Annotated in this window: 44 protein-coding genes and 1 tRNA gene; 41 read left to right on the top strand and 4 right to left on the bottom strand. The window is 58.9% G+C overall.

Annotation, left to right across the window (positions count from 1 at the left end; translation table 11 throughout):
* The first annotated feature begins 171 nt into the window (after positions 1–171).
* The 4 genes from HMPREF1219_RS00550 (at position 172) to HMPREF1219_RS00565 (ending at position 2,336) form a co-directional block, all read left to right on the top strand.
* On the top strand, positions 172–648 hold the full coding sequence (locus tag HMPREF1219_RS00550) for a septum formation initiator family protein (RefSeq protein ID WP_016457037.1): 477 nt from the start codon (positions 172–174) through the stop codon (positions 646–648).
* 23 nt (positions 649–671) lie between these two features.
* Complete coding sequence (locus tag HMPREF1219_RS00555; protein ID WP_040426995.1) at positions 672–1,232, top strand: DUF501 domain-containing protein; 561 nt, start codon at positions 672–674, stop codon at positions 1,230–1,232.
* A gap of 6 nt (positions 1,233–1,238) precedes the next feature.
* Positions 1,239–2,195: a Ppx/GppA phosphatase family protein gene (locus tag HMPREF1219_RS00560; RefSeq protein WP_016457039.1), complete on the top strand. Its 957-nt coding sequence runs from the start codon at positions 1,239–1,241 to the stop codon at positions 2,193–2,195.
* 67 nt (positions 2,196–2,262) lie between these two features.
* A tRNA-Leu gene (locus HMPREF1219_RS00565) sits at positions 2,263–2,336 on the top strand.
* Between the two features lie 28 nt (positions 2,337–2,364).
* Here HMPREF1219_RS00565 and HMPREF1219_RS00570 read toward each other — a convergent pair.
* From HMPREF1219_RS00570 to HMPREF1219_RS12095, 4 genes are all read right to left on the bottom strand, one after another.
* Positions 2,365–3,465: a tyrosine-type recombinase/integrase gene (locus HMPREF1219_RS00570; protein ID WP_040426996.1), complete on the bottom strand. Its 1,101-nt coding sequence runs from the start codon at positions 3,463–3,465 to the stop codon at positions 2,365–2,367.
* A 95-nt stretch (positions 3,466–3,560) separates the two neighbouring features.
* A complete protein-coding gene (locus HMPREF1219_RS00575; RefSeq protein ID WP_016457041.1) occupies positions 3,561–3,953 on the bottom strand; it encodes a hypothetical protein in 393 nt (130 codons plus the stop codon).
* On the bottom strand, positions 3,943–4,320 hold the full coding sequence (locus HMPREF1219_RS00580; RefSeq protein ID WP_016457042.1) for an ImmA/IrrE family metallo-endopeptidase: 378 nt from the start codon (positions 4,318–4,320) through the stop codon (positions 3,943–3,945). Before HMPREF1219_RS00580 ends, HMPREF1219_RS00575 begins: the two co-directional genes overlap by 11 nt.
* Positions 4,313–4,786 (bottom strand): hypothetical protein, encoded by a 474-nt coding sequence (locus HMPREF1219_RS12095; protein ID WP_051120460.1) that lies wholly within the window; start codon positions 4,784–4,786, stop codon positions 4,313–4,315. The genes HMPREF1219_RS00580 and HMPREF1219_RS12095 overlap by 8 nt, the downstream gene beginning before the upstream one ends.
* A 160-nt stretch (positions 4,787–4,946) precedes the next feature.
* Here HMPREF1219_RS12095 and HMPREF1219_RS00590 point away from each other — a divergent pair, with 160 nt between their 5' ends.
* From HMPREF1219_RS00590 to HMPREF1219_RS00760, 37 genes are all read left to right on the top strand, one after another.
* Complete coding sequence (locus HMPREF1219_RS00590; RefSeq protein ID WP_016457044.1) at positions 4,947–5,180, top strand: helix-turn-helix domain-containing protein; 234 nt, start codon at positions 4,947–4,949, stop codon at positions 5,178–5,180.
* Between the two features lie 18 nt (positions 5,181–5,198).
* Complete coding sequence (locus HMPREF1219_RS12100; protein ID WP_016457045.1) at positions 5,199–6,080, top strand: phage antirepressor KilAC domain-containing protein; 882 nt, start codon at positions 5,199–5,201, stop codon at positions 6,078–6,080.
* A 14-nt stretch (positions 6,081–6,094) separates the two neighbouring features.
* The gene (locus tag HMPREF1219_RS00600; protein WP_169455877.1) at positions 6,095–6,274 is read left to right on the top strand and encodes a helix-turn-helix domain-containing protein; all 180 of its coding nucleotides are present in this window, start codon (positions 6,095–6,097) and stop codon (positions 6,272–6,274) included.
* An 84-nt stretch (positions 6,275–6,358) separates the two neighbouring features.
* Entirely contained in the window at positions 6,359–6,553 is a 195-nt protein-coding gene (locus HMPREF1219_RS00605) for a hypothetical protein (RefSeq protein WP_016457048.1), read from the top strand.
* Positions 6,554–6,594: 41 nt separating this feature from the next.
* Positions 6,595–6,786, top strand: a complete 192-nt coding sequence (locus HMPREF1219_RS00610) for a hypothetical protein (RefSeq protein WP_016457049.1) — start codon at positions 6,595–6,597, stop codon at positions 6,784–6,786.
* Positions 6,783–7,244 carry a hypothetical protein gene (locus HMPREF1219_RS00615; RefSeq protein ID WP_016457050.1) on the top strand — a complete coding sequence of 154 codons (462 nt, stop codon included), beginning with the start codon at positions 6,783–6,785 and terminating at the stop codon, positions 7,242–7,244. Before HMPREF1219_RS00610 ends, HMPREF1219_RS00615 begins: the two co-directional genes overlap by 4 nt.
* 175 nt (positions 7,245–7,419) lie before the next feature.
* Entirely contained in the window at positions 7,420–7,560 is a 141-nt protein-coding gene (locus tag HMPREF1219_RS12695) for a hypothetical protein (protein ID WP_016457052.1), read from the top strand.
* Entirely contained in the window at positions 7,557–7,946 is a 390-nt protein-coding gene (locus HMPREF1219_RS00620) for a hypothetical protein (RefSeq protein WP_016457053.1), read from the top strand. The genes HMPREF1219_RS12695 and HMPREF1219_RS00620 overlap by 4 nt, the downstream gene beginning before the upstream one ends.
* A gap of 151 nt (positions 7,947–8,097) precedes the next feature.
* Positions 8,098–8,355, top strand: a complete 258-nt coding sequence (locus tag HMPREF1219_RS00625) for a hypothetical protein (protein ID WP_016457055.1) — start codon at positions 8,098–8,100, stop codon at positions 8,353–8,355.
* A gap of 10 nt (positions 8,356–8,365) precedes the next feature.
* Complete coding sequence (locus tag HMPREF1219_RS00630; RefSeq protein ID WP_016457056.1) at positions 8,366–8,752, top strand: hypothetical protein; 387 nt, start codon at positions 8,366–8,368, stop codon at positions 8,750–8,752.
* 402 nt (positions 8,753–9,154) lie between these two features.
* A complete protein-coding gene (locus tag HMPREF1219_RS12700) occupies positions 9,155–9,469 on the top strand; it encodes a hypothetical protein (protein WP_016457061.1) in 315 nt (104 codons plus the stop codon).
* A 97-nt stretch (positions 9,470–9,566) separates the two neighbouring features.
* Positions 9,567–10,568: a YqaJ viral recombinase family protein gene (locus HMPREF1219_RS12105; protein WP_016457062.1), complete on the top strand. Its 1,002-nt coding sequence runs from the start codon at positions 9,567–9,569 to the stop codon at positions 10,566–10,568.
* Positions 10,569–10,578: 10 nt separating this feature from the next.
* Positions 10,579–10,926: a hypothetical protein gene (locus tag HMPREF1219_RS00645; protein ID WP_016457063.1), complete on the top strand. Its 348-nt coding sequence runs from the start codon at positions 10,579–10,581 to the stop codon at positions 10,924–10,926.
* Positions 10,923–11,102 (top strand): hypothetical protein, encoded by a 180-nt coding sequence (locus HMPREF1219_RS00650; RefSeq protein WP_016457064.1) that lies wholly within the window; start codon positions 10,923–10,925, stop codon positions 11,100–11,102. The genes HMPREF1219_RS00645 and HMPREF1219_RS00650 overlap by 4 nt, the downstream gene beginning before the upstream one ends.
* Positions 11,099–11,503 (top strand): hypothetical protein, encoded by a 405-nt coding sequence (locus tag HMPREF1219_RS00655; protein WP_016457065.1) that lies wholly within the window; start codon positions 11,099–11,101, stop codon positions 11,501–11,503. The genes HMPREF1219_RS00650 and HMPREF1219_RS00655 overlap by 4 nt, the downstream gene beginning before the upstream one ends.
* Positions 11,503–12,354 (top strand): recombinase family protein, encoded by an 852-nt coding sequence (locus HMPREF1219_RS00660; protein ID WP_016457066.1) that lies wholly within the window; start codon positions 11,503–11,505, stop codon positions 12,352–12,354. The genes HMPREF1219_RS00655 and HMPREF1219_RS00660 overlap by 1 nt, the downstream gene beginning before the upstream one ends.
* The gene (locus tag HMPREF1219_RS00665; protein WP_016457067.1) at positions 12,355–12,543 is read left to right on the top strand and encodes a single-stranded DNA-binding protein; all 189 of its coding nucleotides are present in this window, start codon (positions 12,355–12,357) and stop codon (positions 12,541–12,543) included.
* Positions 12,544–12,951: a single-stranded DNA-binding protein gene (locus HMPREF1219_RS00670; protein ID WP_016457068.1), complete on the top strand. Its 408-nt coding sequence runs from the start codon at positions 12,544–12,546 to the stop codon at positions 12,949–12,951.
* Positions 12,952–13,853: 902 nt separating this feature from the next.
* Complete coding sequence (locus HMPREF1219_RS00680; RefSeq protein WP_016457070.1) at positions 13,854–14,168, top strand: hypothetical protein; 315 nt, start codon at positions 13,854–13,856, stop codon at positions 14,166–14,168.
* A 116-nt stretch (positions 14,169–14,284) separates the two neighbouring features.
* Positions 14,285–14,551, top strand: a complete 267-nt coding sequence (locus tag HMPREF1219_RS00685; RefSeq protein WP_016457071.1) for a hypothetical protein — start codon at positions 14,285–14,287, stop codon at positions 14,549–14,551.
* Between the two features lie 78 nt (positions 14,552–14,629).
* Complete coding sequence (locus tag HMPREF1219_RS00690; protein ID WP_016457072.1) at positions 14,630–14,968, top strand: HNH endonuclease; 339 nt, start codon at positions 14,630–14,632, stop codon at positions 14,966–14,968.
* Positions 14,965–15,360 (top strand): RusA family crossover junction endodeoxyribonuclease, encoded by a 396-nt coding sequence (locus HMPREF1219_RS00695; protein WP_016457073.1) that lies wholly within the window; start codon positions 14,965–14,967, stop codon positions 15,358–15,360. The genes HMPREF1219_RS00690 and HMPREF1219_RS00695 overlap by 4 nt, the downstream gene beginning before the upstream one ends.
* Complete coding sequence (locus tag HMPREF1219_RS12705) at positions 15,357–15,521, top strand: hypothetical protein (RefSeq protein ID WP_016457074.1); 165 nt, start codon at positions 15,357–15,359, stop codon at positions 15,519–15,521. The genes HMPREF1219_RS00695 and HMPREF1219_RS12705 overlap by 4 nt, the downstream gene beginning before the upstream one ends.
* Positions 15,518–16,156, top strand: coding sequence for a hypothetical protein (locus HMPREF1219_RS00700; protein WP_016457075.1), 639 nt, complete (start codon positions 15,518–15,520; stop codon positions 16,154–16,156). The genes HMPREF1219_RS12705 and HMPREF1219_RS00700 overlap by 4 nt, the downstream gene beginning before the upstream one ends.
* A 117-nt stretch (positions 16,157–16,273) precedes the next feature.
* Complete coding sequence (locus tag HMPREF1219_RS12375) at positions 16,274–16,651, top strand: HNH endonuclease (protein ID WP_211212589.1); 378 nt, start codon at positions 16,274–16,276, stop codon at positions 16,649–16,651.
* A gap of 270 nt (positions 16,652–16,921) precedes the next feature.
* A complete protein-coding gene (locus tag HMPREF1219_RS00705) occupies positions 16,922–17,710 on the top strand; it encodes a hypothetical protein (protein ID WP_016457076.1) in 789 nt (262 codons plus the stop codon).
* 8 nt (positions 17,711–17,718) lie between these two features.
* Positions 17,719–18,048, top strand: a complete 330-nt coding sequence (locus HMPREF1219_RS00710; protein ID WP_016457077.1) for a hypothetical protein — start codon at positions 17,719–17,721, stop codon at positions 18,046–18,048.
* A 17-nt stretch (positions 18,049–18,065) separates the two neighbouring features.
* Positions 18,066–19,661, top strand: a complete 1,596-nt coding sequence (locus tag HMPREF1219_RS00715) for a hypothetical protein (RefSeq protein ID WP_016457078.1) — start codon at positions 18,066–18,068, stop codon at positions 19,659–19,661.
* 16 nt (positions 19,662–19,677) lie between these two features.
* On the top strand, positions 19,678–21,090 hold the full coding sequence (locus HMPREF1219_RS00720) for a phage portal protein family protein (RefSeq protein ID WP_016457079.1): 1,413 nt from the start codon (positions 19,678–19,680) through the stop codon (positions 21,088–21,090).
* Positions 21,087–22,487, top strand: coding sequence for a head maturation protease, ClpP-related (locus tag HMPREF1219_RS12110; RefSeq protein WP_016457080.1), 1,401 nt, complete (start codon positions 21,087–21,089; stop codon positions 22,485–22,487). The genes HMPREF1219_RS00720 and HMPREF1219_RS12110 overlap by 4 nt, the downstream gene beginning before the upstream one ends.
* Positions 22,488–22,502: 15 nt before the next feature.
* Entirely contained in the window at positions 22,503–22,883 is a 381-nt protein-coding gene (locus HMPREF1219_RS00730) for a DUF2190 family protein (RefSeq protein ID WP_016457081.1), read from the top strand.
* Between the two features lie 22 nt (positions 22,884–22,905).
* Positions 22,906–23,832: a phage major capsid protein gene (locus HMPREF1219_RS00735; protein WP_016457082.1), complete on the top strand. Its 927-nt coding sequence runs from the start codon at positions 22,906–22,908 to the stop codon at positions 23,830–23,832.
* 68 nt (positions 23,833–23,900) lie between these two features.
* The gene (locus HMPREF1219_RS00740) at positions 23,901–24,155 is read left to right on the top strand and encodes a hypothetical protein (protein ID WP_156823186.1); all 255 of its coding nucleotides are present in this window, start codon (positions 23,901–23,903) and stop codon (positions 24,153–24,155) included.
* Positions 24,156–24,161: 6 nt separating this feature from the next.
* The gene (locus HMPREF1219_RS00745; protein ID WP_425387081.1) at positions 24,162–24,599 is read left to right on the top strand and encodes a Gp19/Gp15/Gp42 family protein; all 438 of its coding nucleotides are present in this window, start codon (positions 24,162–24,164) and stop codon (positions 24,597–24,599) included.
* Complete coding sequence (locus tag HMPREF1219_RS00750; protein WP_016457085.1) at positions 24,596–24,931, top strand: hypothetical protein; 336 nt, start codon at positions 24,596–24,598, stop codon at positions 24,929–24,931. Before HMPREF1219_RS00745 ends, HMPREF1219_RS00750 begins: the two co-directional genes overlap by 4 nt.
* Positions 24,932–25,231, top strand: a complete 300-nt coding sequence (locus HMPREF1219_RS00755) for a hypothetical protein (RefSeq protein WP_016457086.1) — start codon at positions 24,932–24,934, stop codon at positions 25,229–25,231.
* Positions 25,231–25,638: a hypothetical protein gene (locus HMPREF1219_RS00760; protein ID WP_016457087.1), complete on the top strand. Its 408-nt coding sequence runs from the start codon at positions 25,231–25,233 to the stop codon at positions 25,636–25,638. The genes HMPREF1219_RS00755 and HMPREF1219_RS00760 overlap by 1 nt, the downstream gene beginning before the upstream one ends.
* Positions 25,639–25,648 lie beyond the last annotated feature (10 nt).

Consider the following 25,648-nt stretch of genomic DNA (forward strand, 5'->3'; position numbering starts at 1 on the left):
ACCGCGTCTCTGTTCCTTAAAGTGGTTCACCCACCAGGGAGGAGGCGCGGTTTTGTCGTGTGACGGGTTTGATCCGTCCACGGCAAGCGCGGGTCCCCGGGACCGGGGCGTGGGCACGCTATCATGAGGGTATCGATTGATCGATGCCGACCAGATGGATGTTGCCTGTAGATGAAACCCAAGAATTCCGTACCTGTTACCCGCCGCTTGGCTGACGAAGATTCGCACGCCGGGCGTAGCAGGCGTGGGCGCGGGGCCTCAACGGGGATCGTTTTAACCCCCGGACACTGGGTGATCGTCATCCTCACCGTCATCATCGTCCTCGTCGCCATCGCCATCCCGCTGCGGAATTATTTTCAGCAACGGGGAGAGATCGCGCGTCTGCAAACCTCCATTGCTGCAAAGGAGGAGCAGCAGCGGGAGATTGCCGCGGAGATGGATAAGTACTCGAACAACGCCTATAAGGACGAGCTCGCTCGTAACCGTTTTGGCGTGACGAAACCGGGGGAGCAGGCCTACCGCATCAATGATCCGCGGATGACGGCCGACGATTCAGTCACCAGCCAGGCCTCAGACCTGGTTGTCCAGTACCCGTGGTACGAGGAGCTGTGGCGCTCGGTGACGGTACCAGCACAACCAGAAGAATAGGGGTGCTGTGGCACAATAGTGCCATGACTTTTTCACCCGACGCGAAAGACCTGGCTCGTGTAGCTGAACAGCTAGGGCGCGAGCCCCGCGGCGTAGTCGAGGTTTCCTATCGCACCCCAGACGGAGAACCAGCGGTGATCAAGACCGCCCCGCGGCTGCCAGATGGGACACCTTTCCCCACGCTGTACTACCTCACCGATCCCCGATTGACGGCGGAGGCAAGCAAGCTAGAGGTGGCCCACGTGATGCGTTGGATGACCGAGCGCCTTGCCCACGACGAGGACCTGGCTGCCGACTACCGTGCGGCACACGAGCACTACCTCGCCACCCGCAACGCGATGGAGGATCTGGGAACCACGTTCTCAGGAGGAGGGATGCCCGACCGCGTCAAGTGCCTGCACGTCCTCATGGCCTACGCTCTGGCCGAGGGGCCGGAGCGTGTGCGCTTGGGCACCGAGGCGGTTGCATTGGCGGCATGGCACGATCCCGCGCTGAGTGGCACGGCGCTCCCCGCCGACTGGCCCACTGTGGAGGACCTGGAGCTAGACCCCACCCAGTTCGACTTCACCAACGCGGAGGCGTAGCGAGCAATGAAACGTATTGCAGCCGTTGATTGCGGAACGAATTCGCTTCGTCTCCTCGTCTCCGATGTCGGCGACGGGGACATCCGCCAGGTAACCCGGACGATGGAAATCATCCGGCTAGGTGAGGGAGTAGACGAGACCGGACGAATCAGCCCCGAGGCGATCGAGCGGGCGCGCGTCGTTCTGCAAAACTACACCGACCACATGACGCGCGAAAACGTGCGTGCGGTGCGCATGGTTGCTACGTCCGCCTCACGGGACGCGGAAAACCGCGAGGAATTCTTCGACATGACGGAGAATGTGCTGAGCAAGGTTCAGCCGGGTGCGCGTGCGGAGGTCATCGACGGCACGGAGGAAGCCAAGTTGAGCTTCATCGGTGCGGTCAAGGACCTGCCGCCGACGGATGACCCCATCCTCGTCATTGACCTGGGAGGCGGTTCGACGGAATTTATCGTCGGGAAGCAAAGTGGGGAGATCCTCGGGGCGTACTCCACCCGCATGGGGTGCGTGCGCCTGACCGAGAGGTTCCTCCACACCCAGCCGCCGACACCGGACGAGATCGCCGAAGCCCGTGAGTACGTCCGCGGAGAGCTCGCCAAGGTGAAGGAATCCGTGCCCGTGGGGCAGGCCACCGTGTACGTGGGGTGCGCGGGGACGTTCACCACGCTGTCCGCCATCGCCCAGGGGCTGGAGCATTACGACGAACAGGCAATCCATATGTCCACTCTGCGCACCGAGGGCCTCAAGCTCGTCACCCAGGATCTGCTGGCGCAAACCGGTGCGCAGCGAGCCATGCTCCCGGTCATGCACCAAGGCAGAGCCGACGTGATCGGTGGCGGGTGCATCGTAGTGGAGGAGATCATCGACTTCATGGCGCGCGAGGCCGGGCTCACGCAGATCACCATCTCTGAGCATGACATCCTGGATGGAATCGTCGCGGGCTTGGCCAAGGAAGTGCAGTAGCTTCGCAATTATCACTTTGCCCCCACTGTTCGATATTGTTTAACGCGTGCCGCCTCGTAGCGGTGGTCCCCCTGTAGCCCAATCGGCAGAGGCAGTCGACTTAAAATCGATTCAGTGTGGGTTCGAGTCCCACCAGGGGGACGCTTTTGACCAGCGCAAACACAACAAATCACCCCAACCCCACGACATTTCCACGACATCCGAAAACGGAATCCATCACCTCGCCCACCACATCAAGGTCCCCATCAAAAAGATCCGCATACTGGTCCAACGTCATCGCAGCAGACTTATGGCCCAACTGACGCTGTACTACCTTCACCGACGCTCCAGACTGCACCAACAACCCAGCAGCAACATGTCGCAAACCATGCACAGTCACACGCGGAAAGCCGTCATCACGCGACTGGCAACGCCCCACCGCCCCCGCAAACCAAGACCTATGATCCGGCACCCGCATATAACCGCCCCCACGAGCCGGAAACACCAACGCACGCCGAGTCTTCCCCTCCACCTCACCCGCAAGACGTGCCGCCACAAACCTCGACACCGCCACCGACCGCACCTCATGCGTCTTTGGCGACGACACCACCATCCCCTCACCAGCCACATACGTCACCGACTTAGTGATGCTCAACCGTCGACGCACAAGGTCCACATCCTCCACCCGCAACGCCGCCAACTCCCCCCACCGCAGCCCCGTCGTGGCAAGCACCCACACGACCGTCGGATAAGCAGACTCCTCCGCTAGCATCCTCACCTGAACTGCCGTCAAAAATACATGCCGGGGCGCACCCTTCCTCGGCATCGTTACCCCCGCTGCCGGATTCACCCGCATAACCCCATCGGCCACTGCCACATCCAGCACGCCCTTGAGAACGCCCACAGCCCTAGACACTGTGGTACGGGACATGCGAATACCATCCGCCCAGGCCTGTACCTCTGACGGTCGAATTGATCCCACCAGACGGCCGCCCCACATGGGTTCCACATAAGTTTCCCACGCGATACGATTCACCCGCAGTGTTGACGGTTTTAGGTGAGCCTCCTGGGAGGCCCTAAAGATCGGGTACAGATCGGTGACGGTGCGGCGCTGGACCTCGGGGGCTACCCACTGACCGTCGCGCGCGAGTGTGGCGTTGCGCTCCGCCCACGCCGTCGCGGCATCTTTCGTACGGAAGCCCTGCTTTGTGCGGGACCTCCCATCGGGGGAGCGGTACTGCACCCGCCACGCGGACCCCCGTGCGGTCTTGTACTTCTTGACTGAAGCCATGATATACTCGGCCTTACCTTTCTGAGATTCTTTCTTGCTGATGGGATTTTTAAGAATGGTGCCCCCGGCCACAGGTCGGGGGCTTTTCTATGCGCCTACACCATCCGAGCTTGGATAAGCTCTGTCAACGATGGCAGGATCTTGGAATGTGATTTGTCCATCCGAATTGCCCCGTCTGTCATTTGGAGGACGAGCCACCTCCCGGCGAATGCTAAGCCGTCCTCCACGTGGCGGACATCCGAATATGAGACATCGCGCCGGGTGAGCTTTTTCGGCTTCCCGCTGAAAAGCACCAACCCCGATTCGCACGCCACAATGAGCGCCGGGTTGCCATCAACCTTGCCTGTGGCAGCTGTGAGAATTTGCTCACCGTCAAGCTGCCTCGCCGCAGCGTTGATGAGGTCGCCGTGCTTCTTCACCTCGAGTTTTTCCAGGTGAGTAACAAGCATGTCGTAAATCGGATCATTATTTTTCTTTTTACCGAACATTAATTTTCGTCCTTTCGAAAATTGTTTTCCATACGCATAAAAGGTGCTGGGTGACTCCCAGCTCCTCGGCGAGGCGCGCCGGGGCGGTCCCATAAATGGCCTCCGCCCTCCTGTACTCGTCGGGGTCGATGAGCAGACGGGCCGCGAAGAGATCCGCGCGGCGCTCGCACGCACCTGTATGCCCTGGCGGATCGCCGTGGACAGCGTGCCCTAGCTCGTGTGCCAGAGCGCACAGTGTCTGCGTGTCACTCATGCCCAGTCGCAGACTAATGGTGACGGGTGGCATCCACGCGGCCTTGGGTCCACCGCGGTGCCACGCCACCCTGTAGCCACGGCGCTCAGCCGTGGCGATGAGCGCGTCAATCAATAGGTCCCTCCCCCTCCTCCTCGCGTAGCAGATCCTCGTCAGGGGAGCTATCCGCAGCGTGGGGGATGGAATCATCCCAGTCACGCACTACGCCATCATCAGGCAACGCCGATGATGGCTTATTCGAACGTCGCTGCTCGACAAGCTCATCTACCGGCTCATCTGGGAGGAGTTGGAGTCTGCGGAGAAGCTCGTTTGTCAGCTCCTCGTCAGTCGCGCGGGAAAGCGCTGTCGCAATCCCTGGCTCGGTAATCCACCGAGCGGAGATATAACCGAGGTCTACTAGCGCGATGACGGGCGACTCCTCGTAGGCTTGCGCGACCTTGATGATGATCGCGGGATCAAGTCGGCCTTCTCGAATTTGCCTGCCCAGGGTGGAGGGGGCCAGGTGGGCGAGGTCGCAGATCTGGCGATTCGAGTCGCCTCGGGTGATGCGCCGCAGCCATTGTGTGTGCGATTCTTTCATGCCTTCAGTGTACCAGAATTTACCACCTGTGCCAATATGGCACATGTCACACGCTGGGAGAACGTGAAAAAGTGTCAAAAAACTTGCGCAAATGGGTCGCATGTGCCAGAATGAAATTACCGGGCCAGAATGGCACACGGTTTTCACGAAAGGAGTTTGCATGGCAGTGCGATTGGATCCCACCGTCATCGACCAGCTTCGAGAGCGCCACAGACTCACCAGTTTCGAGCAAGCCGGAGGCAAGCTCGGGAAGTCGGCGCACACCGTCAGAAACTGGTACCGGGGAGTCACAACCCCGTCCACAAAAGACCTAGTGAAGCTGCAATTCCTCACAGGTCGCCCCTACGGCACCATGCTCCTCATCGACGAGCGAGCCACCAAGAAAACAGCGTAAGAAGAAAGGAGGCCCCAAATGAGTAAGCATTTGGAGCCAGTCGAAGGCAACACCACCTCGCCATTCGACAGCATTAAGCATACCAGCCCCGAAAGAACCGAATTCTGGTCTGCCCGCGAACTCATGCCCCTCATGGGATACGGCAAATGGCAGTCATTTGAAGTTCCCCTCAAAAGGGCAATGAAATCAGCGGAGAATCAAGGCCAGACCAGCGCGTTTACGCGATCCCGTAAGCGCGTCCAGGCAGGCGATGGAAGCACCGAGCGCGTCGATTTCCGCCTTACTCGCTTCGCGGCCTACCTGGTCGCCATGAACGGCGATCCGAACAAGCCGGAGGTGGCAGCAGCACAAGCCTATTTCGCCACTCGCACCCGCGAAGCAGAAACCCGCCCAGTGGAGCTCACGCCCGAGCAGCTCATGGCAAAAGCACTGTTACAGGCAGACTCGACCATCAAAGAGTTAGAGGTCCGGGCCAATACTGCAGAAGCCACTTTGGAGGCTGCAACCCCCGCGCTGGAGTACCACGAAAAATTCGTAGCAGAAAACGACGACCTCACCACCATCGACGACTTCGCCCGCGTCTACGGCACCACAGGCCCCAAAGTGCGCGCCCTCCTCATCGACAAGAACGTCGCCTTCCGTCACAAAGTCGGGGCACGATGGTCCGACTCCAAAGGTCGCATGGTCGAGGAATGCGAATGGCGAGCACGCGCCGGGCGAGCCTCCTATGACTGGTTCGAGCTTCGTCCTCAACACGACGCTCCACGCTTGCATAACGGGCAAGTACGTCAAACTTTGTATGTTAAAACGTTCCGCATGGAGGACCTTGCGAAACGCTTAGGCATCCAAGACGTCGCCATGTTCGATGAAGCCACCTGCGACCAGCGAAAAGGGGCATAACAATGAGCGCCGCTATGACTATGGAAACCCCGTGGCTGCTCGTTAACCAGGCAGCCAACTATCTCGCCATGCATCCCGACACCGTCCGCACCCTCCTCCGCAGGGGGGACCTCAAGGGTGTGAAAACCGGGGGCACGTGGCGCACCCGCACCGACTGGTGCGACACCTACCTCATGAAAGGAACAGCAGCATGACCGAATTCCACTGGCCAACAACCCCACTAGCGGCCCTCATTAACCGTCCCAACCCGGATGAAGAGCAAGAGGGTGTGATTCACGATGAGCCATGAAATTCTGAGTGCCTTCGAACTGCAGGCCCTCAAGGCCGTGGCCCGAGGACAGCACGTTCCCCAGGGAATCCTCGTGGAGCTCGTCCGGTCAGGGCTTGTGGTCGCCACGATCGCGCAAGCAAAGCTCATACCACAGGGGCTAACCCCGCTAGGCAAGAAGGCACTGAGGGAGGTGCAGGAATGACACACGAGCAGCAGCTGCAGGGTCGAACCCAAGGAGACAGCATGAACCCCGATGCTGTGACTGATTTCATGACCCGCTTCGATGAGCGAGAAAAGCTCCGTATGCAAATGGACATCATGCGCGCTCTGATCTGCGACCTTCTACTGGACGACCCGGAGCAAAAAACCCGGATCGACATGTATGTGGAGGAGCTCCGCAGGCTCCGCCGCGAGCTTCGAGAGGTGGAATCATGAGCTTCGACACGCTACAGCAGGAGCAGGCCCGTCTTGCCCGCCTGTACCAGGAAACAGCAGACAAGATGCGTGGCCAGCGTGATGGTGTTGTCGTCACCCCTGTGGAGATCGTGGATTTCCAAATCCGCGCCATCAAAAACCAACTCGCAACCATGGGGAAAACGCTGGCGGACCCTGACGTGCGGATCATTGACCCCTTCGGCGGCACCGGCATCTACACAGCCCGGCTCCTACAAACCAGTGGCCTCACCCCACTGCAAACCACAGAACTGTATCACTTCCGTCTACTCGTACTCGAATTGGATGAAACCGCGGCGCTTATGGCCGAGGTGAATCTGCGCACCGTACACCGTCAGCTCACAGGCGTGAACCCGGTGAAACGGGTTGTCCACCGGGTGGACACGTTCACCCTGACGGATGAAGACATCGACCGCCTGTTCCAGGAGGGGTGGGAATGAGCCACCGGAAAGGCCGAATCGCCCTGTGCCTGCGCTGCAGGAACCTCAAAAAGTATGAAGCGCGTGGCCTGTGCAAATGCTGCTACAACCACGTGCGCGAGCACCGTGTAGCAGGAAAAACGCTTGATGATTACCCACTACTAACCAAACGAATTGATGAGGAGAAGAAGGCCGCATGAGCAAGCTTATTCAAACCGTCGCCGGCATCGCGGTGTGTATCGCCTTCGCGTTGATGCTTGTCCTCGCCGTCACGGAGCAGCCCACATGGCAGCCAGACCCCGCCACGGGCATACCCACGGAGGTGCAACCACGATGAGCGAAATTCCTGAGCAGGCATTCAACACCGAGTGGACGATCTACGGTGACGTCATCGACGCCCCTGGCGCCACATGCGGATTCTGTCTCGAGTACTGGAATGATAATGATACCCGCATGAATTTCACCCTCGGCACCTGCGACGCCAGCGCCCTCACATGGATTGCGGGGCAGATCCGCGCCGGGATCACCACAGATGACTGGTGCCGCCCCATTTTCACCAGCAACGCACAAATTCAGGTGCGTGGCCTCCCAGGTGAGGATGACGCGGAATTTCACCTCGATGTGGACGGCTTCTACGGCTCCGGCTATCTGACGAAAACCGCGCTTTTGGAGCTCGCTGAGCAGCTCGAGGCGTTCGCGCAGGCCATTGAGGAGGGCGCATGAGCATCCCTGTGTGCAAACGCGAATACCGCTATGGCGCATCCGATCACCGTTTTTTCATTGAGCCGCGTGTCCGGGATTGCGCCCCATACATCCTCAACCGCGAAAACCGCCCCATCACCATCACCAAAAGCTACCAAGGCAGGCACAGCAAATGAATAACCACATGACGGAAAAACGCCGGCGAAACATCCTCGAAGAACTCGAATTCATGACCCTCATGCTCGGTGCATCCGACGGAGCACGACGTGTAGCCGACGCGCAAGGCATCACCGTCAAAAATCTCATGAGCTCCCTCAAGCGCTGGGGAGAAAAAGACTGGGTGACGCGCATCAATGAGGATCGCCGCGAAGAAATCGAATGGTCGCAGCAAAACGCGTTCAACAACAGAAAAAAACTCACCAACTGCTAAGGAAAACCCAATGACATCGCACACTCTCTACCTCGGTGATGTGGAAATCTTTTTCCACCACTGCAAAGACCGAAACACCTTCAGCATCGACATTTCCGCAAACTCCGGCGACTGCTTCGTTGAGGCGGATTTCGGAGAAATGACAAGCATCAATGCTGAATACAATGCCCGTGCCCTGGAAAAAGTGATCTGTGGTGAATCCACCCACGAGAATTTCTACACGACCATCTACATCGGCTCTAGCATCAACGCACACCACGAGGGGAAAACAACCCTCCACCTCAGTGCCCCAAACGATGTGGACGCGCATCTCAATCTGACCCAAGACCAGGCTTACAACCTCCTCAGCATCCTCCAAATAATCACCACCACACTCAAAAAAGGAGACCAAAAATGAGCATCACAAACCCGGATTCCCTCGAGGACTTCACCGTCTCCGCTAGATTCCTGCCATTCGTCACGAAATACGGGGTGAAGCCATGACCCCGCCTGTCGTGCCCTACGTCGCTATCACCCAGTATCTCGGTGGCCACCCGATTTTCGATCTCCTCACCCACATCGTCCAGCTGCTGGAAAGGATCTAACATGCGTATCCCGCCCGTTGAAGATCAAATCTTCATACTGCTCTGCGTCAACAATTTCGCACTCATCGGCATCATCATCATGATCGCAGGACTCTATGCGTGACCCCCGCAACGACCGCGAAACCGCGCTACTCATCGCCATTCTCGCCATCTGGGCATTGATCGTCATCGTCCTCGCCATCTACGTCACCACAATCTAAAGGAGAAGCTGACTAATGACCAACAAGAACTGGGCGCATGAGCACGCCCGTGGAGAACAGATCCTCACCCCCGCAGAGCAGGATGCACAGATAATCCACCGCTTGGACGGGAACATCCGCCACACCTACGGGAACATCCAAACCCGTCTCAGCGACCTCGAAACAGCACTTGATAAGGCCGTTGACAGGCTCATTGAAGGCGAGATCTTCAACCTTGCTGAGCTTGATCAAGCCCGAATTGAATATGCGGGCCTCACTAAGGACATGGAGATATTCATTGATGTCGTGCTCAGATACAACAACCATGTCAATACACGAAGGGCCGACTAATGCCATACCGACCGAGCTTTGTGCCAGAAGGCGAATGGCTACGCATCGCCATCAACGAAGAACCAGAAGAAGAACAAGACGAAGGGGAAGAAGAGGAATGAGTACGCTTGTGAAGAATCCGCCTGCGCCGGGGACCCCGGAGTGGTATGGGGTGGTCACGGCTTCGAAGATCCCTGCAATCCTGGGTATCTCACCATTCTCCACCGCTGGGGATACCTGGCTGGAGATGACCACCCAAAAACCCGCCACCATACTCGATGAGGTGCAGGAGAAAATCTTTGCATGGGGCCACCATGCGGAGGACGCCCTTGTCAATAACTGGCTGTGGCGGAATCCTGGCTGGCAGGCCTCAAAAGGTGAGGTCGCCTACACGGATACGGATCTGCCATTCCCGAACCTGGTGACATTGGATCGTAGGGCGCGCCGTGGATCCCGTAAGCACATCCTCGAATGCAAAACCTCCGTGTCGCGTCGCATCTGGGGTGACCCAGGTGACGAAATCCCCACCGGGGTTTTGGCGCAGGTGATTTTCCAGATGGGTGTCTCAGGTATCCACGAAGCAACCGTCATCGCCCTCGTCGCGCAGGATTTCCCCGTATGGCCGCGCCTCTACGAAGTGGAGTGGAATGAGGAATTCTATAAGGCGATCTGCCAAACCGTCACCGATTTTTATGCCCACGTGGAGTCTGGGGAGATGCTCCCCATTGATTGGGATGCGATCATCTGGGCTGGGCACCAACAGGAGCTGAAACAGCCGAAAAAGGATGACGGTGTGGCGGACATCGACCCGGATCTGCTTGGGCGTCTCACCGTGGCGAATCAGGATTTCGAAGCCGCTAAAACCAACCTCGACTCGGTGAAGCAGGAGGCCATCACCGCGCTTGGGAAACACCAAAAACTCGTAGACCCGGCAGGTCATGCGATTGTCACGAAGGCGAAAGGCCGATTCTCGAAAACGAACCTCCCCGATGATCTCAAATACCTCCTACGACTGCCGGAGCTGCAAAAACAAACTTTTGACTCCGCCAAGCTGAAAAAAACCTACCCCGACGCGTACGCATCCGCTGTCGGTGACCCCAGCTACCGATTCAACCTCTAAGGAAAACGTAATGAAAACCGCCTACCCACTCCACCTGCTGCAGAAAATCGCAGCGGGGCAGCACCCAACCAAAACCCAACATGAGGAACTCACCCGCGACGGATACCTAAACCAAAACGGTGCGCTCACACCGAAAGGCACACAGCTCATAAAAACCGTGGAAAAACTCCAAAACGCCGAAACACGCACCTGGCACCCCCTCGGCAAACGCAACCCCCTCACCATCACCGCCGACGAAGGCCACATCGTCGTCACCATCACCGGCGAAACCCCAGGCACCATCGCATCCGGAGACGCCCGCGCCATCGCCCACGCTCTACGCGAAGCCGCCGACCACGCAGAAGGGAAGAAGAAATGAGCGGCTACAAGCACTGGGAGCCACTCGGAGATGGAGACATCCACATCACAGCAGACAGGCGAGGCTCGGTAAAACTCACCGACCTAGAACCTGGCTGGATGATCGCCAAAGAAGCCCGCACCATCGCCAATGCCATTCTCGAAGCTGCCGACTACACAGAAGGGAAGAAACAATGATCTACGAGTCCGAATCATGGGACTGGTCGACATCAGAAATCGCCCCAATCAGAGTCGAATCAGAACCTGGCGGCAACGTGATGATCGGCACCATGAACGAAGAGGACTGGATAACCCCGAATGCCGCGCGCGCCCTCGCCGAAATCATCACAAAAGCCGCCGACTACGCGGAAAGGAAAAACCAAATGAATGACTACACACCCGTGCCTGTCGCCCCTCACGGCGTGGTCCTCAGTAGCGGTATCGGCCTCCTCATTGTGCAAATGGAGGAAGTCCTCTCCGACGTGATCATCACCGATGGGGACGAAATCATCCAAGAGCAGCCGATCACCCTCGACGACATCCAAAAAATCCACGATTTCACAGGCGAAATCCTCAACCACAAAAAGGAGAACATCTAATGTCTAACGAACTCGCACACATCGACCAAACCACCCACACACCCGCCACGTCGGATGATGGTCTTGAGCTGCTGGTGAAGCAGGCGAAAGCCATGGACGCTGCGCACCAGCTCGCAACCGCCCTCTGCAACACATCCATGGTGCCCACCACGTTTCGGGGAAAACCAGACGATGGGGCCGCCGCGATCCTGTATGGCGCTGAGCTTGGTTTGAAGCCACAGCAGGCGTTGCAGCAGGTTTTTGTGATCCACGGCCAACCAGCGATCTACGCCCGCACCATGGCAGGCCTACTCAAAGCCAAGGGGTACCGTTTCCAAACCGTGGAGGACACCCCACAAGCCGTCACCGTACACGGTGTCTCACCGCGTGGCGAGGAAGAAACCTCAACCTGGACCATCGAACGAGCCAAAACCGCTGGCTACACAACCAACAAAAAATACCTCACGGATCCCCAGGCCATGCTGTACGCCAAAGCCCTGTCCGAGGTGTGTAGGAAGCTTGCCCCGGACGTGCTGCTCGGCATCACCTACACCGCCGAGGAGCTGCAACTGGAGCCCATCAAGATGACTGCGACGCGTACGGATTCGGTGCCTTCTGCTCGGCGTGGTGAGTCGGCTCTGGCTGCTGCACTGGGTGTCGGTGACACCCACAACACCACCGTGGCGGAAACCCCCACCACCCCGGCACCTGGGTTTGATGATTTCGTGACCCGAGCCAACAACGCCACCAGTGTCGACGAGCTCAACGCCATCAGTGACGAGGCGCAAGATGCTCTCGACGGGGACAGCTACAACACGCTCACATCGACCCTGAACGTGAACTGGGAGCGCCTCACCAAGGAGGCCAAATAAGTGAATGTTGTGACGATCAGTGGCCGTCTTGCGGCCGACCCCGACCTGCGGTTTACGGGCAGTGGACAGCCGGTAGCGAACCTGCGTATCGCGCACACGCCGCGCCGGAAGAACCCGCAAGGCCAATGGGAGGACCTACGCCCCGCACTCAACTCCCGCTACGAGGAACTCAAAGAAGGGGAAAGGTAAATGGCAACCATCACCGTCACCGGGAACCTGGGCTCCGACCCGAAAATCAACACTGCCCAGTCCGGAACCTCCTACTCCCGCTTCTCACTCGCCTGGGCCGAGAGCCAGAAGGACAAGTCAGGCCAGTGGCAGCAAGGCCCGACCGTGTGGATTCATGTCACCTGCTTCGGCAAGGTCGCGGAATCCGTCGCCCGCAACATCCGAAAAGGCCACCGTGTGACCGTGTCCGGCACCATCACCCCCGAGGAGTGGACCGACAGACAAGGCCAGATCTCCACGGAGCTCACCATTAGGGCGAATAGCGTCGCCGTGGACCTCACCTTCCAGGACGTGAACATCAGCAAGCACCAAACCCAACAGGGCTACGGCATGGGCGGATTCGGCGACACAGGGCAGGCGCCGTTCTGATGATGCTCTCAAGGATCTGCGTGAACGTGATAGGAGGTGAGTTTTGTGGCTCGTATCAGGACGATTAAGCCGGAGTTCTGGTCGTCGCCGTCTGTGACTGCGATGTCTCCGTGGGCGCGGCTGCTTTTTATAGCGATGTGGAATTGGGCGGATGATACGGGAAGGGGGACTTTTATCCCCCGAGAATTGTTAGGTTTTACCTTCCCGAATGACGAGGAAATAACTGTCGCCGAATTTCGGCGGCTATGCGCCGAAGTTAGGCGCGAGTGCGCCGTACTTTTTTACGAGTCCGCCGGACGATATTTTTACAGCATTCCGTCGTGGAAAAAGCACCAATCAAAGCACGCTAAACATTCCGGGTCGAAACTACCCGATCCGGAGGGCTGCAACGAGATCGACCCGGAAACAATGCAGGTCATCGGCACAATCGGAGAAAGTCGCCGAAATTCGGCGGATAGTGCCCGAAATTCGGCGGATAGTGCCCGCGAAGTGGTGCTAGGAACAGGGGAACAGGGGAACAGGGGAACAGGGGAGGGGAACCGTCCATCCCACGTTTATCCACAGCCTGTGGATAACTCTGAACAAGGTTCAACCCCCTCCTCTGAAACATCCGGGGCGACAGGCGCTGACGCGCCACGCCCCGACTGGGTAAGAGGAACCCCCGACGACCCACGCTGCCCCCAACACGAACACCTCCAGCGCTGGGATGTGCCCCCCTGCCGCGACTGTGCAAAAGCCCGCCAATGGTACCTGGACCAGGAGGAGGCCATCGTCGAGGCCACCAAGGCCCGCACCGCTCAGCGTCGGGCAGCCATCGACAACTGCCCCCACTGCGACCAAAACGGCCTACGCGAAACCCCCGAAGGAACACTCACACGCTGCAACCACAAGGAGAACCAACAATGAACGACGACGAACTGCGCGACGCTTACTCCCTCCAACTCGACCTCGAAGATCTTGTCTGGTTCCTGAACCACACGGCAACCATGCTCGAAACCGGAATCCCCGGAGCCCTCGACCCCGGAGAAGACCTCCACCCACACATGTGGGAACGCCTCAACCGGCTCCCCTACGCAATTATGAGCATCATGCGCGCCTGCCGAGACCTCGCCTGGGATTTAGAGCACTACCTCGAGCGGATCGGGGTCGAACCCGCCGAATGGCAAGCCGACATCCTCCAAGACCTCGAAAACCTACACAAGGAACAAAAGCAATGACCCCGCTAGAGGGAATCAATCAAACGCTGTGCACACTCAGGGACATCCTGCTGCCAAATCATCGACCACCCACTACAAGCCCACAAACACCTAGACATGCGCAGAAAGGAACAGAAATGATCTCCCGTGATGCTAGGAATGCACGTAGGCGCGTCAACTGCGCCCTGAATGAAGCCAGGGAGCTGTCCAGGGAGCTCTCTACCGCCTGCGAGCGGAGCCTCATCCCACCACCCAGCGAGCCACAAACAGAAGCCGAAATGAACACTCATAGAGAGTTACTTTTCGACCTGTACTGGGAGGCGAACCAACTCAAAAACATTCTCGAACGCGCCTACAAGCAACACCACATTTACCGCAAACACCTCAAGGAGGACCAGCAGTGACGACGTTTTTTGTGCCGGGTGTGCCAGCCCCACAAGGCTCCAAGCGCTACGTGGGGCACGGGCAGATGGGGGTGCCCCGTGATTAATCGTGCTAAGGTTCTTGCCCGCTTCGACGGCAGATGCGCATACTGCGGCAGGACGCTTGACCTAGGCCGTAAGGGCGACCTTGCATTCCAGGTGGATCACCTTCACCCCCGATACCTGGGCGGTACAGATGCCCCTGAGAATTTGGTGCCCGCCTGCCGTATCTGTAACCGCTACAAAGATACATTTTCGGTGGAAAAGTTCCGAACACAGCTGTCCCTCATTCCTCACAGGCTGGACCGGCAAATGACCTACAGGCTGGCGAAAGCCCACGGCCTCATCATCGAGACCGGAATCACACCACAATTCCCCATCGATGAGGAGGTCAAGTGATCAGGTTTTTTGTGCCGGGAATACCCGCCCCGCAGGGATCTAAGCGTTATGTGGGCAACGGGCGCATGGTGGAATCGTCGAAAAAGGTCCCCGCGTGGCGTAGCGCCGTGGAGCTTATCGCCCGCTCGCAGCACAAACACTACCGTGGCCCCGTGGAAGTCACCTGCGAGTTTGTCATGCCACGTCCTAAAGCGTGGGGTAAAAACCGGCAGGACCCCATGACTGAGCGCCCCGATGTGGATAAGCTGCTACGCTCCACCCTCGACGGGCTGACCAACTCCGGCATTATTCCCGATGATTCTCACGTCACCTGTGTACACGGCTCGAAACGCCGCGCACTGTACCAAGGTGAGCCAACCGGAGCACGCATCACCATCAAGGAAACCGCATGAGACACCTAGACCACTTGGCCCCCACCGTGCCCACACGTATGGAAACAATCCGCATCCTCCTCGGCAAAGCGGAGGACATCCTCGACCAGCACGACGGCCTCGACGAGGTCCACGAGCTTCTCGAATCAGCCATCGACGAAACATGGAAAGAGGGAGCATGACCTTAGATGCAGGCTTGGGGGGTGCGGCGCACAGGTTGGGGATTGCCTACCGGGTGCTGCGGGCCTCCCGCTGGTATAAACCAGCACCCCAAACAGGGCGGAAAACGCCACCTCATTTCGGCCCCCAATCACCCACTCCCGACGGGGATGCCGCGTTCAACCTCGAGGAGCAACTCCTCAGCGACCGGCCGTCGGCTACGCTGCCGACAGGATTGGCGGTAATCGCCGACCAGGCACTCCAGGCAGTCGGGGTGCTCGGTGGTGGTGCCTGCCGCGGCGTGGAGTTGGCGGCGATGCTTGAGGAGAACGCGGAGCGTATCGAGTCGCGTTTCCCGTATGTGGAGGAGCTTATCCACCTGTGTGGCGAGCAGGAGCACTACATTGGGCAGTGGATTAACCGCAGGTCACACGTGCCTGATCCGCCTGCGTTGAGTGCTGACAAGTCGACGGGGGAAGGCTTCGGGACCGCTAGTGAACTGGCCCCGCTTGTGTCGGTGTTTGTTGGCCGTGAGGTCACCCGCAAGCACATCAGCTACCTTGGGGTTTCGAAGCAGGTCACAACCTATCAGACACCGCGCGGGACGACGTGTTACCGGTTTGATGATGTGGTTCGTTGCCTCCAGAAAGAAGAGTGACCAAGACCACATTCACCATTCGCCACTAGTGTGCTATGCTTGCGCATGAGTAAGAAACTAGCCCCTGCAGGAACAAACCCGCTGGGGCTTCACTCATGTTCAAGGCAGGTGAGCGTCATGAAACTCAAGCAAACCACCACACAGCGTGGCTACGGACGCTCTCACGGCATCAACCGCCAACGCCTCCTCATGCACCTCCACGATGGAGAACTATGCTGGTGGTGCGGGCGACCAATGGCACACGATCAGGCGTTAGACGCTGACCACGTGCAGGCAGCATCCAAAGGGGGTACCCAAGCTGGCCGACTACTACACGCCCGCTGCAACCGGCAACGCGGAGACGGCTCCAATGATCATCGCAGGCCAACGCTCGGCGTTCCAGGAGGTTTTAAACCCCTACCGATACTCATGAACGACGGCTCCGATAAGCCGAAAACGGCGCAGGTAGAAACAGTTTTCCCATGGACAGGATTCACCCCCAGCCAGCGGGAATAGGCACCCCCTAGGGGGTGTTAAGAATATCCAAAAACAAAAATCGCAAAATCTTAGAGGTAGTACGTCCGCGACCCCCGCTCGGGCTGGTGCCTCTCAAACTCTCTCTCCCCGGAGTGGAAAGAAGATTCCGAAAACGGGAGGAGAAAAAGGGGTGAAAATGTTGCGTTTCCGCAGGTCACGGTGTAAAATGGGGGTGTATGAAGGCCGGGTAGCGACTGCCATCGCCCCCGGCCAGAGCAGTCCACACGATTTGAAAGGAAATGAACTGCCATGACCCAGGATATCACCATCAGTGCTGCCGCCGATGCCGCGATTCAGTCCCTCCGTACATCGGGGGTGAAGCTGAGTGCCGCGCAACTGCGGAACATTCTCGAATCCATTGAAGCTACGGTCGATAACCACCAACCACACGCGCGTGAGAAGAAGAAAACGCACGCCCGGTTCAACCGTGCCGGAACCGCCCGCCAATCACTGGCAGGTTTCGACCACGGGGTCGACATCCTCGGTCTGACATACGGCCAATTCTCCCTCATCGACATCATTCAGACGGTTCTGGAGAAAACCGGCCCTGCGGATGTGGTGATTGCTACCTGGTCGGCAGGATTCTATGACCTGGCTGCTGCGGAGCATTTCCGTGACTGTGGACTGATTCGGTCTATCAAATTTGTGCTGGACTCGGGTCGTGCGAAGCGGGGTCAGGCTGGGGTGCATGATGTGCGTGATATTTTCGGCGAGGATTGCTTCATTCAGATTCGGACTCATGCGAAATTTGTGGTGATTCAAAACGAGGACTGGAACGTGTGCATCACCTCGTCGATGAATCTGAACAAGAACATCCGCTGTGAGCAGTTTGAGTTGACGGATGATAGGGAGCGGTGCGAGATGCTGCTTGATTTTGTGGAAGCTGGTTTTCGTGAGTGCCCGCCGTCGCGGTCTTTTGGTCGGACAATGCCAGGATTGGAGACTGTGGACCCAGCACGCGCTGTGGTCGCTGCCCCGGATGTGCATCGTTTCACAGGAAAGATCCCGATGGGGAGCATTGAGCTTGATGCCGGTTAGGAGGTCGTGTGTCTGAGGATATTAGTGAGCTTGTGGAGCACCTGGCTAATGGTCGGGTGCTTTCGCCTTTTGACATGGAGGCGATGCAGACGGTCGCGGGGCTGATTATGCGGCTAAGGGCGGCGCGGGCTGCGATTGTGGCCTCCGGGGGGCAGATCATTGTGGATGATGGGAAGGGTTTTCCGGTTGAGCATCCGGCGCTTCTTGTGGAGAAGCGTGCGTCGGCTGAGCTTCGTGGTTGGGTGAAGGACCGGCCGGATTTGTTTGGTCCGCCGCGCGTGGACAGACCGGAGCAGGACCCGATGGCGGAATTCCGGAGGCAGCTAGAAGAGCTTTAGAAGGGTGGTGACCCACTATGGCATTCACGGTGTGTGATACCCCTGATTGGTTGGTGGGCCGCCAGGAGCCTGTCTTCGAGCTGGTGCCGGATGGGGATACCCGTCTGGGGGAGAAGGCCGTGAAATTCTGCCGTCTCGCCGGAATGACCTTGTATCCGTGGCAGGAGCAGTTGCTGCTGGACATGCTGCGGACACATCGGGTTGGTGGCGATGAGCTTTTTTCTGCCCGCGAGGTCGTCGTCCCCCTGGCCCGCCAGAACGGCAAGGGCGAGGTGCTGGTCGCCCGCGAGCTAGTGGGCGTGTACCTGCTGGGCGAGAAAACGATCCTGCACACCGCGCACTTCTTGGACACAGCTCTGGATGCTGCGGGCCGACTGTGGGAGGTCATTTCTGAGAATCCGGCTCTGATGGGATTCTGGGGCGATGGCAAACAGCCCAGGCGCATGAAAGGCAACGGGAAGGAATCGATCCAATTCCCTGGCCTGGGTGATGATGCTCAGATTCAGTTCCGTACCCGCACCCCGAAAACGGGTCGTGGCTTGTCGGTAGAGCTGCTCGTGTTGGATGAGTGTTTCTCGTTGCCGAATCAGATTAACGCTGGCCTGGAGTCGTTGACGTTGGCGAAGCCGAATGCGCAGCGGGTGTATATTTCGTCGCCGGTTGATAGGTTTGAGCATTTTCATGGTGCGGTATTTTCCGCGAAGCGGTGGGCTGCTCGTGACGGTGCAGAAAACGTGCTGTACAAGGAGTGGTCGATGGAGCCGGGGGCTGATCCTTTTGACCCGGAGACGTGGGCTAAAACGAATCCGTCGCTTGTGGACGCTCCGAAGCCGGGTGTGCAGCTTGTGGAGATCGAGAATAAGGCGGCATCCGCGAAAACGTCTGAGGTGCTTCGTGATGCGTTCATCGTGGAGAATTTGGGGACCGGTAATTGGGTGCCGCGTGATGGTGAGGACCTTGATTTTGTGCCGATAATCCCGGTTGAGGATTGGCGTAAACACACGGTGGTGTGGCCTGGGGATGTGGGTGATGTTTTTTTGGCTGTGGATGTGTCACCGGGCGCTAAGACCGCGTCGGTGGTGTCCGCCACTCGCACAGCATCTGGTGGAGTTTTCCTGTCGATTGCCCCAGACGTGGGGTTTGACCGTGACGCTCTCGTGAATGGTGTTGCTGGCACCGTGGAGGTCGTGGACCCGTCGGGGGTGATGGTTGACACGAAGTCGCCCGCGTCCACACTGGTGAAGCCCCTGGAGCTGGTGGGGGTGCGGTGTGACGAAATGACCTGGACCACCGTGAAAGCTGCGACGGAGGAGTTCCTCACCTTGTGGAATGAGGGCCGGATCAGCCACGACGGGGATGAGCGGTGGGAACGAGCCCTGCTGTGTGCCGGGTTTCGTGAAACGTCCGGAGGTCGAGCGTTTACCCCATCGAGGGAGGGGGATATAACTCCGCTGGTTGCTGCGTCGTTCGCGGTGTGGGCGGTGCAGTCTCTGTCAGTGGAGGACGTGGAGCCTGAGAAACTTTCTCGCAAGGTTGGTGCGGGTGTCCCCGTGGGGATTAGCAATTCTGATGTGCAGGTGCCGGTCAATCCGGTGGCTGCGTTGAGCTTCTAGAAAGGAGGGGGCAAAAGTGGTCGAGATTGAGCCGTCTTTGGCTGTGACCCGCGAGCTGGGGCATGGTGTGACCTCCGCGCTGTCGGCAACCCGTGATGACAATCTGGCTTTGCGGTATCCGCGTAGTGTGCGAACATTTGCGAAGCTGGGGCGTGAGGATGCACAGGTCGCCTCCGTGTTGAAGGCTGTCACTCTGCCGATTGAGCGCGCTTCCTGGTATGTCGATGCGAACGGTGCCGACGAGGAGGTTGTTCGTCTAGTAGCTGAGGACCTGCGTCTGCCGGTTCGGGGTGATGATTCTTCGCGTCCGTTACCTAGACGTGCTGGTCGTGTGTCGTGGTCAGAGCACCTCCACATGGCGCTTTTGTGCCTGCAGTTTGGGCACATGTTTTTTGAGCAGGTGTACGAAATCAGTGGTGGTCGTGTCCGGCTTAGGAAGCTTGCGCCACGACTGCCGGGGTCGATCCGGAAAATCAACGTTGCTCGCGACGGTGGGCTTGTATCCATCGTGCAGTCGGGGGTGACAACATCGGAGGGGACTTTCCCGGAGGTGACAATCCCCGTCAACCGGCTCGTCGCCTACGTCCATGACCCGCATGACACGTCTTGGACGGGAACAAGTGTTTTGCGGCCCGCGTACAAACATTGGGTTTTGAAAGACCGTCTGCTGCGGTTGGAGGCCATGACCCTTGAGCGCAACGGCATGGGAGTGCCTGTCTATGAGGGGTCTGGGCTTCTGGAGAAGCCGGGATCTGACCTGCATGAGGGACAGAACATCGCGACAGCACTACGTGCTGGTGCTGAGGCTGGGGCTGCAATCCCGGCAGGTGCGAAGCTTTCACTCATGGGGGTGTCGGGCCAGATTGTGTCCCCGCGCGAGGCGATTGCCTATCACGATTCGATGATCGCTCGCTCGGTGCTGGCGCACTTCCTCAATCTTGAAGGCAAGGGAGGCTCCTACGCGCTGGCGGACACCCAAGCGGACTTTTTCGTCCAGTCCCTGCAAACCATCGCGGAATCCATCGCTGATACTGCCACCCAGCACATTGTTGAGGACCTCGTCGATGTCGCATTCCCTGACTACGAGGGGCTGGCACCGAGGATCGTGTTCGACCCGATTGCCTCGAAGAAGGAACTCACTGCCGAGGCGCTATCCACGCTGGTGGATAAAGGCGTGCTACTTCCAGATCGGGATCTGGAGGAGGACACGCGCCGACGGTACTCTCTGCCGGGTAAGCGGCCGTTGTCTGAGGCGAAGAAGGAAAACCCGAAGCTTGGTGCCCCGTCTGCGGATGAGATGGCGAAAAAGACGCAGGCCGCGAAAGACCTCATCGAAATGGGATTCAGCGCGGAGGACGCGATGCGTTTCGTTGGTTTGGATCCGGTACTGGATGGGGATGTGGTTGTGCCTGTGAAAGGGGATGAATGAAATTGAGTCGTGTGGCTAATGGTGCCTCCGTGGATTACACGGAGGTTTTACTGTATGGCGAAATTGGCTGGGATGTGGAGGCGAAGGCTTTCGTTGAGCAGCTACAGGCCGTCGACAGTCAGAAAATTACGCTTCGTGTGAATTCGCCCGGTGGGGATGTGTACGACGGGCTCGCCATCATGAACGCGCTGCGGGTTTTCGATGGTGAGGTAACCGCCGTCGTGGAGGGCCTGGCCGCATCCGCGGCGTCTTTCATTGTGGTCGGTGGTGCGGATCGTGTGATCATGCGCCCCGATGCGGAGATGATGATCCATGATGCGCTGACGATGACTGCCGGGAACGCGGAGGAGCTGCAGCGTCAGGTCGCGGATTTGGAGCGTATCAGTGGGAAACTTGCCGGGATTTATGCCGGTAAGGCCGGCGGTGACCCGGAGACGTGGCGTGCTGCGATGCGGGATGAAACGTGGTTCACGGCTGATGAGGCTGTGGCGTGTGGTCTGGCTGATGCGGTTGAGGATGGGCGTGCGCCTGCGATGGTTGCGTCGTGGGAGCGGTCGCGTGTGGTGGCCCACTATCGGGGTCGTCGTGGTGATCCGCCCGAGAAGCTTTTTAGGAATCTGAAAAAGGAGGAGAATCCTGTGAATTTAATTGAGAATCTGGCGAGTGAGCTGGGTGTAGACGCGGGGGTACTGCGTGCCCACCTGGCAACAATGACAAACGAAGCACTGAAGGTCACTGCGGAGGTCGATGTGCAGTATCCCGAGGCTGTGGAGGTGAACCCGACGGGGGCTGTGGATATTGCTCCTGTCGGTGAGCTCCCTGAGGGGGTGGAGGTCACCGTGGGTGACCTGCCCGAGGGGTGGACCGCCGATGTGGCCGAGACTGGCATCGTCACAGTCCACGCGCCCGCCGCCGAGGTGGACACCACCGTCGATGTGGTCATCACGGTGACCTCCGGCGAAGAAAGCATCGACTGTGCCGTGACGGTGACGGTCGTGGCTGCGGATAAGGAGGAGCCGGACGCGCCCGCCCCTGACGCCACCAGCACCCCGGACGGGGCGACAATCACCCTTGACCGTGGCACCTACCAGGACCTTGTGGATGCCGCCCAGCGTGGCTGGGAGGCGAAGAAGCAGGCCGACGATGAAAAGCTCGTCGCCGAGGTTGATACCTGGATTGCTGAGGGGCGGATTAACGCTGCGCGGCGTGCCCAGTACATCGACCACATGCGCCGTGATCCTGTGCAGGCGCGGGCCTTGTACTCCGGCATCCCGAAGAACACGATCCCGATGGGGGAGTTGGGTCATGGGGCTGCCCCGGATGTGGAAAAAGCCATCTCCACTGGAACGAGTATCGAGGATTTGGATGCGCTTGTGCGTGAGCGCACTCACAAGTAGAAAGGAATTTTCGGAATGAGTAATCCGACTTTTAAGCACGGGGCAATCACATTCCCCGCAGGCCAGGCGCTGGACAAGTTCCGCCTCGTCAAGATTGACAATGGGGTTGTGAAGTATGCCGATGCGACCGGCCCGGTTTTCGGTGTCGTGTGTGAGAAGGCTGACCCGAAGGTCACCACTCTGCCGACGAACGTTGCGGTCCACTACGGCACCGCTGGTGTGAAGATCGCCGTCGACGGGGATGCCACCGCCATCAAGGCAGGCCAGGCCGTGTACGCCGCGAAGGACGGCAAGTGCGCCGCAACTGGCACCGTGCTCATTGGCGTCGCCGCCCGAGACGGTGCCGCAGGCACTGTCGTCACTGTCGTCAATCAGCTCCCCACCGTGGGTGCCTGACAAAGAAGAGAGGAGATAAATCATGGCAGATACCATTAGCTCTATTTTTGACATCACCTCCGGCCTGACGGTCGAGGAGATGCTGTCCAACCCGACTTACCTGCCGACCAAGTTCAAGGAGCTGCTCCTTGATGGGCAGGAGGCTCAGAAGCTGTTCTTCCGCCCCGTGACGGCCGATTCCAGCGTCATCGCGTGGGATGATGCGAAGCCGAATGCGCTTGACCAGGAGATGGAGGACTTGGCGGAATTCGCGGAGATTCCGATCGGTGACCCTGTTAAGGGCACCCAGCACACGGCCGCGATTGAGAAGGTCGGTATCGGTATTCGTGTGTCCTGGGAGCAGCGTCAGGATAACCTCACCCGTCAGGTTGCCCTCGAGCTTGAGGGCCGTGCCAACACAGTGAAGCGCCGTGAGGTGAAGGATGCGATCAAGGCGCTGAAGGCCGCACCAATCCCCGAGCTGGCTGCGAAAACCCCCTGGAATAAGGGTGGTAAGCCCGCCGATGACATGTGGGATGCGCAGGAAATCATCCTCGGCGCTGAGGAGGGTGGTTTCCAGTTCACCTACGCTCCGGACCTGCTGTGGATTCACCCGGCGACGGTGACCGCGCTGCTCCGCAATGAGGAGATCCAGAAGCTCTATATCGGCGACATGGCGAGCGAGAATCCGCTGTTTAAGCCCCTGTCTCAGAATCCGACCATCTTTGGTGGTATCCGCATCGTGAAGGACCCGTCCCTGCCGAAGGGTGAGGCCTGGTTGGCGCAGGAGGGCGTGACCGGTTTCTGTGCGGAGCGTGAGCCGCGTCAGATCACGGACTTCTACGCTGAGCATGGCGATTCGAAGCTGGGTGGCTCGAACATGTCCTACCGTTCGGATGTGGTTCACCGTCGTGCCTACGGGGTGGATAACCCGAAGAGCGCGGTGCATTTGACTGGGCTGATGGCCTAATGATCGGCGTTTTCACCAAGTTTTTTCGGGTGGGGTACACGTTGCACCAACCGGGGGAAAAGGTGAACATGACGCTGCCCGAGTGGGCGGAAGCCGTGGAGCGGGGTGTCATCGTTCCGGAGGGCGTGGAGGAAGCACCCGCCGAAACCCCCACCCCCACCCCAACCCCCGTACCTGCCCCTGTCGAGCCTGCGTCGCCCGCTGCTCGTAGGCCACGGAAAACCGCGCCCAAAGCCGAATGGGAGGCCTACGCGAAGCAGCTGGGCATTAAGACATCTGGCATGAGTGTGCGGGAGATTATTGCAGCCTGCTCAAAAGCGTAAGAGGTGATGCCTGTGGGTGACCTGATTGGTGTGACCCCCGAGGATATTGAGAAGCGCCTACCACGACCGCTGACGGCCTTGGAGCGTGAGCGCGTCGCAGTCCTCATTGAGGATGCGGTCGAGATCATCGAGCTGGAGTTCGCGCGTCGTGGTCGTGTGCTAGGTGAGGAGCTGCGGAGTGTGCCATGGCTTCCTGCTGCGGTGCGTCGTGTGGTGCGCCAAATGGTATCTGCCCCCGTGCTTGTGGGGGTGAATGTAGGTGTGCGGTCGGTGTCGTCGACGACGGGGCAGGTGTCCGATTCGGTGACCTACGCCGATGTGGCACACGTCGACTGGGGTGGTGTCACCTTGACTGATGAGCTGGCCGAATATTTGGGCCTGGTCGACGGCGCTCCGTCTGGGTGTTTTCCTCAGCCTGGTAGGTGGCCGGAGGTGCCGCTTTGAGCGAAACGATAACTGTGACGGGTGGGGAGCCGGTCACCGATTGGGACGGCAACATTGTCACCCCGGTGGAATCGCGTGACATTCCTGGTTGCATGGTGCAGCCTGCGGGTAGATCGAAGGTTGATTCCGATGATGTGACCGCCGGGGACACAACCCGCCTACAGGTTTTCGCCCCACCGGGCACCATCATCGCGGAGGGTGAGGAAGTCACCTGGCGCGGAATCCCATACAGGGTGGCCCATGTGCCTTTTGATTGGGCGGTGGGCCGGATCCCGTGGAACCCTTGGCACGTGCCGAGGGTTGAGTTCATTCTCGAGCGGAAGGAGGCCTAAGTGGGGCAAAAACAGGAGCCGAAGATTTTCCTGGATTTCAAAAAGCTGAGCAAGTGGACTGAGACGGAACTCCGCCCCGTCCTGCGGCAGCACGCGGAGGGGATTGCCGACGATGTTCGCAAGAGTATTGGTGACTCCGATGTTGAGGTTGGGGTGTGGTCCTCCTCGGGTGGTCAAGGGCGGCCTGTGGAGGTTGTCACCATTCGGCACCCGTCGGGGCTGGCTAGGCAGGCGAAGCATGGCATCCTCACGGGTGCTGCAGCGAAGCGGGGGCTGACGATTCGGAGGTCACGCGATTGATGTGGGTGCAGGCAGACGCGCCGCAGATGATGCGTGACCGGCTGAGACGTGTCCTCGGCACGCAGGCCGAGCTGATTCGGACGGAGGTGCCCCCCAAATGGACACCCAAAAACAACCCCGTAGTAACAGTGTTGCCGAATGGTACGCCGGTCACTGCGGGGGCGTGGTCTGAGGAGCAGGTCATCGTCACCGTGCATGGAGGAGACGGGCCGACTGTCCGGCGCATAATGGCGGCGCTTGACGCGGCGATCCTCTCCCCGCTGCACTTCGCAGGCCTGTCCGTAACCGCAGGTGGGGGCCTCATTGTGACGAAAGATTCAAAACTCGGTGGGTGGGTGGCATCTGCCACCTACGGGGTGAGAACCCCACGAATACGGATGCAAACAAAAACGTTCGATCACTTCTAAAGGAAGGAAG

This window comes from Corynebacterium pyruviciproducens ATCC BAA-1742 (genome assembly GCF_000411375.1).
GTDB lineage: Bacteria > Actinomycetota > Actinomycetes > Mycobacteriales > Mycobacteriaceae > Corynebacterium > Corynebacterium pyruviciproducens.